Here is a 13,623-nt window from a genome sequence, read left to right as displayed (position 1 = left end):
GACGGACCTATGAGCGATCGGCTGCTGGTGGCGGTGTTCGCGACGCCGGTCGCGTCGTTCCTCCTGCGCTACGGCAAGGATCTCGGCTACACGGCCGTGCTGTTCGAGCCGGACGGCGCACGCGTGACGGACGTCGAGCCCGGCCTGGAGGCCGTCACGACGTTGCCGGAACTCGGCGCGGACGCCGACGTCGTCGTCACCGATCACGACCGGCCCGAACTCGGCGACGTGCTCAAGGCCGTGCTGGACCGCCCGACGCGGTGGGTCGGGGTGCTCGGCAATCCGCGCCACGCGGGCCCGCACGTCGCCGCGCTCAAGGCACTGGACGTCCCGGACCACGAGATCGCGCGCGTCCACCGCCCGGTCGGTCTGAACATCGGCTCACGCACGCCGCCCGAGATCGCCGTCGCCACCCTGGCCGGTCTGGTGGCCGACCGGAACGGGCGGCCGGGCGGCTTCGAGTTCCATTAGGCCGCATTCAGAGGACTAAACGCGGGCGTCAGTAGGCCACCGCCCCTTCCGGCATCGGCTCGAACCGGGCGTGCCTGCGGGTGAACGTCGCGGTGCCCGAGGTCAGGGAACGCAGGTCGATCGCGTAGCGCAGCAACTCCACGGCCGGCACCTCGGCGCGGATGACCGTGCGGCCGCCTTCACCCGATTCGGTGCCGAGTACGCGGCCGCGCCGGGACGAGAGGTCGCCCAGCACGGTGCCCAGGTGCTCGTCCGGAAGCCGTACGGCCACCTCTTCGAGTGGTTCGAGCAACGCGATCTTGCCCGCCGCGGCGGCCTCCTTCAGCGCCAGCGCACCCGCCGTCTGGAAAGCGGCGTCCGACGAGTCGACGCTGTGCGCCTTGCCGTCGACCAGGGTCACCCGGATGTCGATCAGCGGATGACCGTCGACGAGTCCTCGCTGGGCTTGCGCCCGAACTCCCTTCTCCACGCTCGGGATGAACTGGTGCGGCACCGAGCCGCCGACGACCTTGTCCACGAACTCGAAGCCCGACCCCCTCGGCAGCGGCTGGACCTCGATGTCGCAGACGGCGAACTGGCCGTGCCCGCCGGATTGCTTGACGTGCCGTCCGTGCCCGCGAGCCGGCCCGGCGAACGTCGAACGCAGGCTGATGCGGACGGGTTCGGTGCCCACGTCGGCGCCTCCCGCGCGCAGCCGCGACAGCACGACGTCGGCGTGCGCCTCGCCCATGCACCACAGCACGAGCTGGTTGGTCTCGGCGTTGCGGTCCAGCCGGAGCGTGGGGTCGCCCGCGACGAGCCGGGAGAGGTTGCGCGCCAACGTGTCCTCGTCGCTGCGGGTCTTCGCGATCACGGCGACCGGAAGCAACGGCTCCGGCATCGCCCACGGCTTCATGATCAGCGGGTCTTCCGGTGAGGAAACGGTGTCGCCGGTTTCCGCCGAGCCGACCTTGGTGAGCGCGCAGAGGTCACCCGCGACGCAGTACGGGACTTCGCGCAGGTTCGCCCCGAGCGGGGAGTACAGATGCGCGACCCGCTCGTCGGCGTCGTGATCCTCGTGGCCGCGTTCGGCGAGGCCGTGGCCCGAGACGTGCACCGGCCGTTCCGGGCGAAGTGTCCCGGAGAACACCCGCACCAGCGAGACCCTGCCGACGTAGGAGTCGACGGCGGTCCGGACCACCTCGGCCGCCAGCGGGCCGTCGGGGTCGGCGCGGAGCCCGGCGTGCGGCTCCCCGGTGGGCGAGGTGACCTCCGGCGGGACGTGCTCCAGCGGCGACGGGAAGGCACGCACGATCCCGTCGAGGACTTCGGCCAGCCCGACCCCGGTCGTCGCGCACACCGGGATCACCGGATGGAAGGAACCACGGGCGACGGCGGTCTCGAGGTCGGCGATCAGCGTGTCTTCGGGGATCTCCTCGCCGGAGAGGTACCGGTCCATCAGGGACTCGTCTTCGCTCTCGGCGATGACCCCTTCGATCAGTTCGTTGCGGGCCTCGGTCATCCGGCTGAGTTCGGCCTCGTTCGGCTCGCCGATTTCGGGCGGGAAGCCCTGGGAGTAGTCGAAATAGCGGCGCGTGATGAGCCCGACGAGCCCGTCGCGCGCGGGCAGGTACAGCGGCAGGACGCCGGCGCCGAAGGCCTCCTGACAGGCCGCGATCTCGCCCTCGGGGTCGGCGCGGTGATGGTCCAGCCGGGAGACGACCACCGCCCTCGGCATCCCGACCGCGGCGCACTCCTCCCAGACCGCGACCGTGGCGGCGTCGACGCCTTCCGCCGCGCAGACCACGAACAACGCCGCGTCGGCGGCGCGGAGCCCGGCCCGCAGCTCACCGACGAAATCGGCGTACCCGGGGGTGTCGATGAGGTTGATCTTGTGGTCTTGGTGCAACACCGGCGCGACCGAAAGACCGACCGACCGTTGCTGTCGGACCGCGGCGGGATCGTGATCGCACACCGTGGTCCCTTCCACCACCGAGCCTGCCCGCGTCACCGTGCCGGACGCGGCGAGCAAGGCCTCGGCGAGTGTCGTCTTGCCTGATCCCGAGGGGCCGACCAGGACGACGTTGCGGACCTTCGCCGGGTCGTCCACAGCGACGGCGGCCCCGGAGTCTCCGTTCTTGCTCTGTTTGTCGGCCATGCCGATCTCCTCACCACACGATGCCGCGTACAGGTGTGTCCTCGATCACACACCCGCGACGGGCGTCGCGGCAAGGCGACCGGCGAGGGACCCCCCGAATGTCGACGCGCCGTTATGCTCGATGGCGGACACCCGGAGGCGGATCCGACGGTGGGGGATGAGCGATGGAGCTCGACAGACGCACGGTGTTACGGCTGGCGGGGGCGGTCCCGATGATGGCGGCGGTGCCCGCCGCGATTCCCGAGGGCGGTGGTCCGTGGGAGCGGCTCCGTGCCCGGTTGGCGGGGGAGCTGTTCCGGCCCGGCGACCCCGGCTACGACGAAAAGAGGCTCGGGTTCTTCAGCCTCTACGACCATCGGCTGCCCGCTGGTGTCGCGGTCTGCGCGAACGAGGACGACGTCCGCCGGTGCGTCGATTTCGCCGCCAGGCAGCGGATTCCGATCGCGGCCCGGTCGGGCGGGCACAGTTACGCCGGTTATTCCATAGTGGACGAAGGGCTCGTCGTCGATCTGTCCCGGCTGAACGGGGTCCGGATCCTGCCCGGTGGCCGGGCGGAGATCGGGGCGGGCGCGCAGCTCGGCCGGGTGTACGAGGCACTCGCGGCGGCGGGCCGCGCGCTGCCCGCCGGCAGCTGCCCTCAGGTCGGCATCGCCGGGCTGACCCTCGGCGGCGGGATCGGGGTCCTGGCCCGAAAGTATGGCCTGACCTGCGACAACGTCGAGTCCGTGCGTTTCGTCGGCGCGGACGGGAAGGCGTGCCTGGTGTCGGAGGACACGGCGCCGGACCTGCTGTGGGCGTTGCGCGGCGGTGGCGGCGGCAACTTCGGCATCGTCACGTCGTTCACCTTCCGCACGGCGGCGGCCAGGACGCTGACGAACTTCAACCTGGTCTTCCCGCCCGCCGCGCTGGCGGCTCTCGTGGCGGCCTGGCAGGAGTGGCAGCCCGCGATGCCGGACGAGTTGTGGTCGGGGATGGGGCTCGGTGCCGCGGCCGCGAACTGCGGTGGGTGTTTCGTGGGCTCCGCCGCGCAGGTGAACCCGTTGCTGGACGATCTGGTCCGCCGCGTCGGCGTCCAGCCGCTCCAACGGGACGTGACCGAACAAGGCCACTTGGCGACGATGCGGACCTTCGCCCAGGAGTCCGCCTTCCCCGCCGCGGTCGCGCAGCGCGGGGAGTACGTGGCCACTTCGCGGATGCTGACCCATCCGGTGCCCGATCCGGACGCGCTGGCGGGATTGCTGGCGAGCGATCCGCACCTGTACTCGATCGTGGACGCTTACGGCGGCGCGATCGCGCGGGTGCCGTCGAGCGAGTCGTGCTTCCCGCACCGGTCCGCGCTGGGCAGCGTCCAGATCACCCGCGGTCTGGACGGCGGCGAGGCGTACGCGCGCCAGGTGATCGGCGGGGTCCGGGACGAACTCGGCCGCGAGTACGGGCAGGCCGGGTACATCAACTACATCGACCCGGAGATGCCTGAGTGGGCGAAGGCGTACTACGGCGAAAGCCTGCCGCGGCTGCGCCGAGTCGCGCGGAAGTACGACCCCGACGGCCTGTTCGCCTTCGAACAAGGCCTGGCCCGCTGACGCGTTTCGTCCTCTGGATGCGGTAGTTCGACAGCGAACGACCGCATCCAGAGGACGAAACGCGGGGAAGAGGTGCGGGCCAGATCACCCAGTGGACTGCTGAAATCGCCGCGAACTGGCCTGCTTCAGAGGTCCAAAAGCGGCCTACTCTCGGAGGCGTCACCCTCACTCGTGTGCTTTCCGAAAGGTCCAGCAGTGTCTGACGACTCCACGAACACGGCCACCACCTCGCTCACCGGCACCGCCCGGGTCAAGCGCGGGATGGCGGAGATGCTCAAGGGCGGTGTGATCATGGACGTGGTCACCGCTGAGCAGGCGAAGATCGCCGAGGACGCAGGCGCCGTCGCGGTGATGGCGCTCGAGCGGGTCCCCGCGGACATCCGCGCGCAGGGCGGCGTCGCCCGGATGAGCGACCCGGACCTGATCGACGGCATCATCGAGGCCGTTTCGATCCCCGTCATGGCGAAGGCCCGTATCGGCCACTTCGTCGAGGCTCAGCTGCTCCAGTCGCTCGGCGTCGACTACATCGACGAGTCCGAGGTGCTGACCCCGGCCGACTACGAGAACCACATCGACAAGTGGGCCTTCACCGTGCCCTTCGTCTGTGGTGCCACCAACCTCGGCGAGGCGCTGCGCCGGATCAACGAGGGCGCGGCGATGATCCGGTCCAAGGGCGAGGCCGGCACCGGCGACGTCTCGAACGCGACCACGCACATGCGCAAGATCCGCGCGGAACTGCGCCGCCTCTCCTCTCTGCCCGAGGACGAGCTTTACGTTGCGGCGAAGGAGCTCCAGGCGCCGTACGAGCTCGTCAAGGAGGTCGCCGCGAAGGGCAAGCTCCCCGTCGTGCTGTTCACCGCGGGCGGTATCGCGACCCCGGCCGACGCCGCGATGATGATGCAGCTCGGTGCCGAGGGCGTGTTCGTCGGCTCCGGCATCTTCAAGTCCGGCAACCCGGCGCAGCGTGCCGAGGCGATCGTCAAGGCCACCACGTTCTACGACGACCCGGACGTCATCGCGAAGGTTTCGCGTGGCCTCGGGGAAGCGATGGTCGGAATCAACGTCGACGACGTGCCCGAGCCGCACCGTCTCTCCGAGCGCGGCTGGTAAGTCACACGATCTCGGAACGGCCCGGCACTCCTCGAAGAGTGCCGGGCCGTCCCGCGTCCATCAGCGGGTGGGGCCGTTCCTCGTCAGCACGCTTCCCTGCGCCGCGGCACTGAGTGTCGTGGTCCCGTCTTCGCCGATCACGTACAGGTCGCAGCGGCAAGTCGCCTGGCGCCGGCCGCTGTGCAGGACCTTGGCCTCCGCCACGAGCCGGATTCCCTGTGCCGGCCGCAGGTAGTTGATGCTGAAGCCGCCGGTGAGGACGTCCGGACCCAGTGTGGTCCCGGCCGCGAAGGTGATCGCGTTGTCCGCGGCGTAGGCGAGCACGCCGCCGTGGAGATACCCGTTCTGTTGCAACAGATCATCGCGGATGTCGAGTTCCAGGGTCGCGGCACCGTTCCCGAACGAGGCCACCCTGGCCCCGAGCAGGACGCTGAACGGTTGCGAGGCGAGGCCCATCCGGGCGTCTTCGAGTGTCAGTGCTGTCATCAGGCCACCATCCTGCCATCGGACGACTTCTCCGGAACCCGACCTGTCCGGACATGCCGCGCTATAAGGTCCGGGCATGAGCCAGACGATTCCGTTCACCGACTTCAACTTCAAGCTCGCGGTGGTCCAAGAGCTGATGTACAACCAGGAACTCCTCCCGAAGTTCGACCTGCGGGAGTACGCCGCCGAGAAGGGCTTCACCTACGACGCCGGGAGCGTCGAGGCGGTCCCCGAGGCGTCGGCCTACTTCGAGGCGCTCGAGGTCCCCGCCGAGCTCGCGGAGAAGATCACCGAGATCGAGATGGACGGCGGCAACGAGATCTACCTCGAGATCGCGCCGAACTGGGACGGCGAGGACTCGCTGTTCGACGTCGACGAGTTCGCCGACGTCGCACACTTTCCCAACCTGAAGTCGATGACCTTGCTCTTCACGGGTAACGAAGAGGCGCTGGAGTCGTTGCGTGCCCGCGGTATCGAGGCGGACTGGCTCTGATCGGCGACCTGCGGAGCTAAGCGGAGGAACCGCGGTCCCTTTTCGACTGCTTAGGCATCGGGAAGCGGTGCGCGGGACCTTGATCCCGGCGTGCGGAGGGCACGCCGGGATCAAGGAGGACAAATGCGCACTCTTCGGTTCGTTTCCGCCACTTTGGGGGCCGCCGCGATCGCGACGGCACTCGCCGCGGCACCCGCTTCGGCCGCGACGGAAGGGGCGGCCACGCTGCGCGCCGCCGGCATCGACGCGGCGAAGCTCGCTCCGGGATGGAAGGTCACCGGAGACCAGGTCGTCTGGAACGGTGGGGAGACCACTCTGTCGTTGTCGCCCAGCGCGGCCAGCAACTGCCAAGCGAACTTCGTGTGCCTGTACGAGCATCGCGACTTCGGCGGACGGCGGCTGCAGTTCCGGGACCCGGGGCTGAAGAATCTGGTCGACTACGGATTCAACGACCAGATGTCGTCCTGGCACAACCGACGCTCCGTCGACGCCCGCTGGTACTACAACATCGGCAGCGGGACCAGCCGCTGCATGCAGGCGAACTCGCAGTCGTCGTATGTCGGGAACGCCGACAACGACCAGGCGAGTTCGTTGAGAATTTACACGTCGGCCAGCGCCTGCTGAGCGAAGTGTTCCTTCGAATGCCGGACGCCGCCCCCGGATATTTCTGAGACTCTCGACTGGGGTGTCTCGTTTTACTGGGGGAGAAATCGGTGAAGGAAAAGAGTTTCTATTTCTATCGCCTGTTCGGTGAACCCGCGGCCGAGTGGCAGGGCACGGACCTGCCACTCGGCCCGCCACAGGCGCGCCGGGTGTTCGCGCTCCTGCTGATCGAGGCCGGCCGCCCGGTGCCGTCGGACCGGATCATCGACGAGCTGTGGGGCGAAACGCCACCGGTCTCGGCGAAAGTCCAGATCCAGGGGCTCATCTCGGGCCTGCGCCGCGCCTTGCGCTCGCCACGGGGCGATCAGCCGATCCTGACCAGGGGAGCGGCGTATCAGCTCGACGCGCGGCCGGAGGACACCGACGCCGGCCGGTTCATCTGCCTCGCCGCGCGGGGCCGCGAACTGCTGGCCCGCGACCGCCATCGTGAGGCGGCCCGGTACTTCCGGGACGCGCTCGAACTGTGGCGGGGGCCGGTGCTGGCCGGGATCCCGGCCGCGGCGGAGGTCGTCGCGCGCTGGGAGGAGGAACGGCTTTCGCTGCTGGAGGACAAGGCCGAGGCCGAACTCGGGCTCGGCGAGCACGACCGGCTGGTGCCCGAACTCCGCGACCTGCTCACGGCCGCCCCGTTCCGGGAGCGGGTCTGCGGGCTGTTGATGACCGCGCTCGCCAGGGCGGGCCGCGTGGCGGAGGCACTCGACGTCTACGCCGGATGGCGACGCAGGCTGGTCGACGAACTCGGCGTCGAGCCATCGCCGTCGATCCGCTCCCTGCAGTGCGAGATCCTGAGCGACGGCCAAGGCATGACGGCGCGCGAATATCCCGCGTACCAGGAACCCGCCGTGCCGAGCCAGCTGCCGCCGGGTATCCCGGACTTCGTCGGCAGGGACGCGCTGATCGCGGATCTGCTCGCGGACCTGCGCCGGGACGACGGCCGCGACACCCCGCCCGTGGTCCTGTTGACCGGCGCCGGCGGGATCGGGAAGTCCTCGCTCGCGATCAGGCTCGCGCATCAGGTCGCCGACGACTATCCCGACGGCAGGCTGTTCGCGGCCCTGCGCGGGACCACGGACGAGCCCAGGACTCCGGAGGCCGTGCTCACCGGATTCCTGCGCGCGTTCGGTGTTCCGGCCGACGGGATCCCGGCGGACGTCGACGACCGCGCCTGCCTCTTCCGCAGCCTGGTGCACGATCGCCGCATGCTGCTCGTCCTCGACGACGCCGCCGGTGAGGCCCAGCTGCGGCCGTTGCTGCCCGCCGGTGGTGGCTGCGCGGTGATCGTCACGAGCCGGTTCGTGCTGGCCGGGCTCGAACTCGGCAGGCAGGTCCCGGTCGACGTCCTGTCGTTGGCGGACGCGGAAGCCCTTCTCGCCAAGCTCACCGATACCGACGAAGATCCCGTTGCCGCCCAACAGGTTCTCGAACACTGCGGCGGGCTCCCGCTGGCGTTGCGGATCGTCGGCAGCCGGATCGGCGACCGCACGGGCTGGCGGCTCGCCGACGTCGCGGGGGAGCTGGCGGTCGAACGGCGGCGGTTGGATTGGCTGTGCGCGGGGGATCTCGCCGTCCGCGGCAGCCTGTCCCTCGGCTATCAGCAGCTGGAGCCGGACCGGCAGCGGCTGTTCCGCAGGCTGGGTTTGCTGCCTCCGGCCGATTTCCCCGCCTGGGCGGCGGCGCTCGCCGACGACGGAGAGCCCGAAACGACGTCTCGCGCGCTGGAAGACCTGCGGCATCGGAACATGGTCCAGCCCGCCCCGCGTGCTACCGGCGCTCCTCGTTACCGGGTCCACGATCTCTTGCGCGCGTTCGCGGTCGAGGAGGTCGCCGTCGAACCGGAACAGGTCCGCGCGGAGGCGACCGAGCGAGTGCTCGGCGGCTGGCTCTGGCTCGCGGAGAAGGCCGCGGACCGGTTGTCCCGCAGCGTGTTGCGGCCGGAGCCCGGCACGGCCGTCCGGACCTCGCTCGACGAAGGACTGGTGGCCGAACCGCTTTCGTGGTTCCGGGACGAGGTTCCCGCGTTGGAGGCTGCGGTATCGCACGCGGCGGACGCCGGGCTCGGCGAGCTCGCCTGGGAACTCGCCGTCGTGGCCGCGTCGTACTTCGACCACAGTGGACTGTACGCGGAATGGTCGCGGTGCCACCGATGCGCGCTGACCGCGGCGCGGGCGTCGGGATGCGCGCGCGGGGAAGCCGCCTTGCTGCGGGGAATCGGCCAGATCCACCTCTACCGCGACGATTTCCGGACGGCGCGCGAGGCGCTCACCGAATCTTGCCGGATCAGCGACCGGATCGGCGACCGGGCGGGACGGGCCAGAGCGCTGACCGGGCTGTGCGTGCTCGCGCGGGCGGCCGGGCGGCCCGAGACCTCGCGCGCGACGGGGAGGCGGGCGCTGGCCCTCTTCCGCGAGATCGGGGACGTCCTCGGGATGGCGCACGCCCATACCTCGTACGCCGTCGCGAGCACGGATCTCGGTCTGCTCGACGAGGCGGAAGCGGAACTGGACGAGGCCGGGCGGCTTTGCGCCGAGCTGAACGATCCGCATCGCACGGCGCTCGTCCTGCGCAGGCGGGGAGAACTGCACCTTCGGCGCGGCGACCGGCGGGGCGCGATGTCGTGCCTGTGCCGCGCGCTCGAACTGCTCGACTCGCTTTCCGACGAGATCTGCGCCTCGCGGGTCCGGCTGGATCTCGCGCGAATCCGTGCGAGATCCAGCGACCGGCCGCCGTCGGGGAAGGTCTTGATCAGGACCTAGACCAGCGTCCGGTCGGCAGCGCGGGAACCCGGCGTCCGCGGTGACCGGTCATCTCCTCGTTCGCGAACAGCGCGTTGAGCACCGCTTCCTCGGTCGCCTGCACGACGGCCTCGAAGAAGGGATCGAGCCTGCCCCACGGGACGAACCGCATGCTTTCGTACTCGGCCTCGTCCGTACGCGGGAACCGGCTGGTGAGCGCTCCCGGATTCGCCGTGCTGAACGCCAGGAAGAGGTCGCCGGAGAAGTGTGAACCCGCGGTTCCCGTGCGGGCGAGGCCGAGCGGGACCCGGCGGGCGAGCGACGTGCACTGGCCGGGCAGCAGGGGAGCGTCGGTGCCGATGATCACGATCACCGACCCGGCACCGGACGGCGCCGCCCAAGCCTCCTCCATCGGGTTGTCGGCACCGAGTTCCGCTCCGACGTGCTCGCCCGCGACGGTGAGCTCGCGGCGTGAGCCGAAGTTGGCCTGTACCAACGCTCCCACGGTGTACGCGTCGTCCCCGTAGGACACGACGCGGGAGGCCGTACCGGTGCCGCCCTTGAAGCCGTAACAGGTCATCCCGGTGCCGCCGCCGACGGAGCCCTCACCGACCGGGCCCGGCCGCGCGGCGTCGATCGCGGCGATGGCGTGTCCACTGTGGATGGTCGGTGCGGTGCTGTCGTTCAGATAGCCGTCCCAGGTCTCGGCGACCACCGGCAGCAGCCATTCCGCGGCCACGTCGGGCCGCTCGCGGACGACCCAGTCGATCGTGCCGCGGTGGCACGCGCCGACGGCGTGCGTCGAGGTGATCAGCACCGGCAGGGTCAGCGACCCGGTCTCGGCCAGCCACGCGGTGCCGGTCATCTCGCCGTTGCCGTTGAGGGCGTACGTCCCGGCCGCGCACGGCACGGCGAAGTCCTCGCGTCCGCGCGGCAGGACGGCGGTGACGCCGGTGCGCACCGACTCGCCCTCGACGAGGGTCGTGAAACCGATCTCGACACCGGGGACGTCGGTGAGCGCGTTGTGCTCGCCGGTCCGGCCGGGCAGCGGGACACCCAGGTCGCGGGCGCGGGTCATGGACGGTCCTCCAAGTGTTCGTAGGTGAACCCGCGTCCGCGATCGACGTCGGCAGGGCTCTGCATGGTCATCCAGGTCGCCAGAGTGCTGAGGGCGCCCTGCCACCGCGATAGCGGGGCCTTCGGCCAGGGCGGGTTCACGCGTTTGGTCCCTTTTCGGGTGCATCTTCAGCTCCGCCGACAGGCGCCAAGGAGTTCGAGGTGGCGGTGCGGGCATAGGAGAGCAACATCGCTTCGGCGGTGGCGGTTTCCATCGTCGGCACGGCCTGGGTGAGGTGCAGGCCGTAGCCGTCTTCCAGTGCGACGAGGTTCCGCGCGATCGACACCGGCTCCGCGGTCAGGGTGAACTCGCCGGTGGCCGCGCCGGCTTCGAGGATGCCGGTGTAGATCCCGACCTGCTGCTCGTAGAGCGTGATGTGCCGGGCGGCGTACGCGGGATCGCGGCGGGCGATCGTGCCGAGTTCGTAGAGCAGCACGCAGAGTTCGTCGTCGGGACCGGTCGGCAGACCGCTGCGGATCATCGCCAGCAGCCGGTCGGACGGCTTCGTCTTCGCGCCCGCGGCCTGCTCCCTCGCCGAGCAGAACCGCGCCACCGCCTCGCGCTGCACCTCCTGGAGCAGATCGGCGAGGGTGGGGAAGTAGTACAGGACCGAACCCGGCGACAGGCCCGCGCCCTCGGCGACGTCCCTCAGCCGCAGGTTCAGTACGCCGCGGTCGAGGACGGCCTGTCTGGCCACCTCGATCAGTTCGGCCCGTCGCTCCGGTGCCTTGCTCGGTCTCGCCATGCCTTCATTCTTCGAATCTTGTTCGAAAAACGCAAGAGCTGCGCGCAATCAGCTCTTGACGTCACACCGTGGAGGGCCTTTGATGCGTGCTCAACAGTTCTTCGAAGGAGATTCAAGGAACCCGCCTTGTAGGAGGTCGGCCGTGTCCACTCCCGCCCTGCGCCGCGGTCTGCGCACCCTCGGCACGCTGCTCATCACGCTCTCCGCGATCAGTCCCGCCTCGTCGGTCTTCATCATCGCGCCGGGGGTGATCTCCGGCGCCGGGACGGGCGCCTTCTACAGCTTCGTGGCCGCCGCGGTGGTCGGTGTGTTCATGGCCTTCGTCTACGCCGAACTCGCGTCGGCCTTCCCGCTGGCGGGCGGCGAGTACGCGATCGTCACCCGCACGCTCGGGCGCCTGCCCGGCTTCGCCGTACTCGGCCTCATGATCATCACGCAGGTGCTCATCGTCGCGGTGATCGCGCTCGGCGTCGGCACCTACCTCGGCGTGCTCCTGCCCGGTGTCCCAGGCTCGGTGATCGCCGCCGTGACCTGCGTGGTCGCGGCCGTCGTCGGGGTGTTCGACATCAAACTCAACGCCTGGGTCACCGGGATCTTCCTGGCGATCGAGATCCTCGCGCTGATCGTGGTCAGCGCGCTCGGCCTGCTGAACCCGGCGCGCTCGTTCACCGAACTGCTGGCCCATCCGGTCGCCTCGGACGGCGGCCCGGCCACGGTCGGCGCCATCGCGATCGCCACCTCGGTCGCGATCTTCGCCTACAACGGCTACGGCTCGGCGGTGTACTTCGGCGAGGAGACGCAGGACGCCTCGCGCGGCATCGCGCGCGCGATCCTGATGGCCCTCGGCATCACGGTGCTCGCCGAACTGATCCCGGTGACCGCGGTCCTGCTCGGCGCGCCCGATCTGAACGCGCTGTTCACCTCGGAAAACATGCTGTCCTACTTCATCGGCTCGCGTGGCGGCGGCACCCTCGACACCGTGATCGGCCTGGCGGTGGCGCTCGCGATCATCAACGCCGTGCTGGCGATCGTGCTGATCAGTTCACGGATGCTGTTCAGCAGCGGCCGCGACCGCGCGTGGCCGTCGCCGGTCAACCGGGCGCTCGCCTCGGTGCACTCGAAGTTCGGGACGCCGTGGGTCGCCACCGTCGGCACCGGGCTGGTGGCCGCGCTGCTCTGCTTCGTCGACCCGAAACTGCTGCTGGTGGTGACCAGCACGTCGATCGTGGCCGTCTACGCGGCGCTCTGTCTCGGCGCGATCGTCGGAAGGCGCACCGGCGCCACCGTGCACGCGAAGTACCGGATGCCGTGGTTCCCGGTCGCGCCGGTGCTGGCGCTGGGCGTCCTGGTGTTCGTGGTCTACCAGAACGTGCTCGACCCGGCGGTCGGACGGCCGAGCCTGATCGTCACCGCCTGCGTCGCCCTGCTGTCGATCGCGTACTACGTCCTGGTGCTGCGGCGGAAGGGCGGCTGGAAGCTCGCCGACGTCACCGAGGAGAAGGCGGAGGAGCCGGCCTGATCAGGTGTACTCGGCGATCTCCACGCCGTACGTACCCGGTTCGAGCGCCTCGAAGATGTGCGGCACGTCGCCGGGGTAGCAGATGTAGTCGCCGGGCAGCAGTTCGATCGGCTCGTCCAGCGGCCCGACCTTGGCGCGGCCCGCACTGAGGACGATGTGCTCGACGATGCCGCTCATATGCGGATCCGAAAGCCGCGGTTTTCCGGGCTCGGCGCGAATCAGGTACACGTCGCGCCGGGCGCCGGGAGGGCAGGAGCTGAGCAGCGTGCACGCGTAATCGGCGTGTTCGGCGAACACCGTCGGACCGCTGCCTGAGCGGATGACCTGCACGCGGGGGCGCTCCGGCTCGACCACCCGCGAGAACGGGACGTCGAGCGCGACGCACAACGCCCAGATCGTCTCGACGCTCGGATTCCCGGTGCCGGACTCCAGCTGCGAGAGCGTGGATTTCGCGATGCCCGCGCGTTTGGCGACCTCGGTGAGGGACAGCCCGGTGCGGGCACGTTCCCGGCGCAGGGACATGGCGATGACGTCCAGTGGGGCACCGTCGGACGCGGTCGGGGACAT

Annotated in this window: 12 protein-coding genes; 7 read left to right on the top strand and 5 right to left on the bottom strand. The window is 70.0% G+C overall.

All coding sequences use genetic code 11. From position 1 onward, the window contains the following. Positions 1-9 precede the first annotated feature (9 nt). Positions 10-471, top strand: coding sequence for an XdhC family protein (locus AMK34_RS06990; protein WP_073843741.1), 462 nt, complete (start codon positions 10-12; stop codon positions 469-471). A gap of 28 nt (positions 472-499) precedes the next feature. Here the strand turns inward: AMK34_RS06990 and AMK34_RS06985 are convergent, their stop codons facing one another. After that, positions 500-2,608: an elongation factor G-like protein EF-G2 gene (locus tag AMK34_RS06985; RefSeq protein ID WP_038512475.1), complete on the bottom strand. Its 2,109-nt coding sequence runs from the start codon at positions 2,606-2,608 to the stop codon at positions 500-502. Between the two features lie 164 nt (positions 2,609-2,772). Between AMK34_RS06985 and AMK34_RS06980 the strand changes: the two genes are divergently transcribed. Both AMK34_RS06980 and pdxS read left to right on the top strand, forming a co-directional pair. After that, the gene (locus AMK34_RS06980) at positions 2,773-4,191 is read left to right on the top strand and encodes an FAD-binding oxidoreductase (RefSeq protein ID WP_073843739.1); all 1,419 of its coding nucleotides are present in this window, start codon (positions 2,773-2,775) and stop codon (positions 4,189-4,191) included. A gap of 195 nt (positions 4,192-4,386) precedes the next feature. After that, a complete protein-coding gene (pdxS, locus tag AMK34_RS06975) occupies positions 4,387-5,301 on the top strand; it encodes a pyridoxal 5'-phosphate synthase lyase subunit PdxS (protein WP_016334773.1) in 915 nt (304 codons plus the stop codon). A 60-nt stretch (positions 5,302-5,361) separates the two neighbouring features. Here the strand turns inward: pdxS and AMK34_RS06970 are convergent, their stop codons facing one another. Next, positions 5,362-5,787: a PaaI family thioesterase gene (locus AMK34_RS06970; protein WP_073843737.1), complete on the bottom strand. Its 426-nt coding sequence runs from the start codon at positions 5,785-5,787 to the stop codon at positions 5,362-5,364. Positions 5,788-5,863: 76 nt separating this feature from the next. Here AMK34_RS06970 and AMK34_RS06965 point away from each other — a divergent pair, with 76 nt between their 5' ends. The 3 genes from AMK34_RS06965 (at position 5,864) to AMK34_RS06955 (ending at position 9,696) form a co-directional block, all read left to right on the top strand. Continuing rightward, on the top strand, positions 5,864-6,280 hold the full coding sequence (locus AMK34_RS06965; protein WP_038512487.1) for a DUF6892 domain-containing protein: 417 nt from the start codon (positions 5,864-5,866) through the stop codon (positions 6,278-6,280). A gap of 123 nt (positions 6,281-6,403) precedes the next feature. After that, positions 6,404-6,904 carry a peptidase inhibitor family I36 protein gene (locus AMK34_RS06960; protein ID WP_073843736.1) on the top strand — a complete coding sequence of 167 codons (501 nt, stop codon included), beginning with the start codon at positions 6,404-6,406 and terminating at the stop codon, positions 6,902-6,904. A gap of 89 nt (positions 6,905-6,993) precedes the next feature. Next, positions 6,994-9,696, top strand: coding sequence for an AfsR/SARP family transcriptional regulator (locus tag AMK34_RS06955; protein ID WP_073843734.1), 2,703 nt, complete (start codon positions 6,994-6,996; stop codon positions 9,694-9,696). Here the strand turns inward: AMK34_RS06955 and AMK34_RS06950 are convergent. Continuing rightward, positions 9,686-10,753, bottom strand: a complete 1,068-nt coding sequence (locus AMK34_RS06950; RefSeq protein ID WP_073843732.1) for a DmpA family aminopeptidase — start codon at positions 10,751-10,753, stop codon at positions 9,686-9,688. The two genes, AMK34_RS06955 and AMK34_RS06950, sit on opposite strands and share 11 nt — an antisense overlap. Before the next feature lie 136 nt (positions 10,754-10,889). After that, the gene (locus AMK34_RS06945) at positions 10,890-11,537 is read right to left on the bottom strand and encodes a TetR/AcrR family transcriptional regulator (protein ID WP_073843730.1); all 648 of its coding nucleotides are present in this window, start codon (positions 11,535-11,537) and stop codon (positions 10,890-10,892) included. A 142-nt stretch (positions 11,538-11,679) separates the two neighbouring features. Between AMK34_RS06945 and AMK34_RS06940 the strand changes: the two genes are divergently transcribed. Continuing rightward, positions 11,680-13,056, top strand: coding sequence for an APC family permease (locus AMK34_RS06940; RefSeq protein WP_073843728.1), 1,377 nt, complete (start codon positions 11,680-11,682; stop codon positions 13,054-13,056). Here the strand turns inward: AMK34_RS06940 and AMK34_RS06935 are convergent, their stop codons facing one another. Continuing rightward, positions 13,057-13,623 carry a helix-turn-helix domain-containing protein gene (locus AMK34_RS06935; protein ID WP_037338954.1) on the bottom strand — a complete coding sequence of 189 codons (567 nt, stop codon included), beginning with the start codon at positions 13,621-13,623 and terminating at the stop codon, positions 13,057-13,059. It lies immediately after the preceding gene.

The sequence above is a fragment of the Amycolatopsis sp. CB00013 genome (assembly GCF_001905755.1).
Classification (GTDB): Bacteria; Actinomycetota; Actinomycetes; order Mycobacteriales; family Pseudonocardiaceae; genus Amycolatopsis; species Amycolatopsis japonica.
The sequence above is the reverse complement of the archived record's forward strand: the minus strand, read 5'-3'. Positions and strand labels throughout refer to the sequence as shown.

Excerpts from the sequence above, each read along its gene's own strand:
- AMK34_RS06990 (WP_073843741.1), top strand. The coding sequence starts at position 10 with ATGAGCGATCGGCTGCTGGTGGCGGTGTTCGCGACGCCGGTCGCGTCG.
- AMK34_RS06985 (WP_038512475.1), bottom strand. The coding sequence starts at position 2,608 with ATGGCCGACAAACAGAGCAAGAACGGAGACTCCGGGGCCGCCGTCGCT.
- AMK34_RS06980 (WP_073843739.1), top strand. The coding sequence starts at position 2,773 with ATGGAGCTCGACAGACGCACGGTGTTACGGCTGGCGGGGGCGGTCCCG.
- AMK34_RS06970 (WP_073843737.1), bottom strand. The coding sequence starts at position 5,787 with ATGACAGCACTGACACTCGAAGACGCCCGGATGGGCCTCGCCTCGCAA.
- AMK34_RS06965 (WP_038512487.1), top strand. The coding sequence starts at position 5,864 with ATGAGCCAGACGATTCCGTTCACCGACTTCAACTTCAAGCTCGCGGTG.
- AMK34_RS06960 (WP_073843736.1), top strand. The coding sequence starts at position 6,404 with ATGCGCACTCTTCGGTTCGTTTCCGCCACTTTGGGGGCCGCCGCGATC.
- AMK34_RS06950 (WP_073843732.1), bottom strand. The coding sequence starts at position 10,753 with ATGACCCGCGCCCGCGACCTGGGTGTCCCGCTGCCCGGCCGGACCGGC.
- AMK34_RS06945 (WP_073843730.1), bottom strand. The coding sequence starts at position 11,537 with ATGGCGAGACCGAGCAAGGCACCGGAGCGACGGGCCGAACTGATCGAG.
- AMK34_RS06935 (WP_037338954.1), bottom strand. The coding sequence starts at position 13,623 with ATGTCCCCGACCGCGTCCGACGGTGCCCCACTGGACGTCATCGCCATG.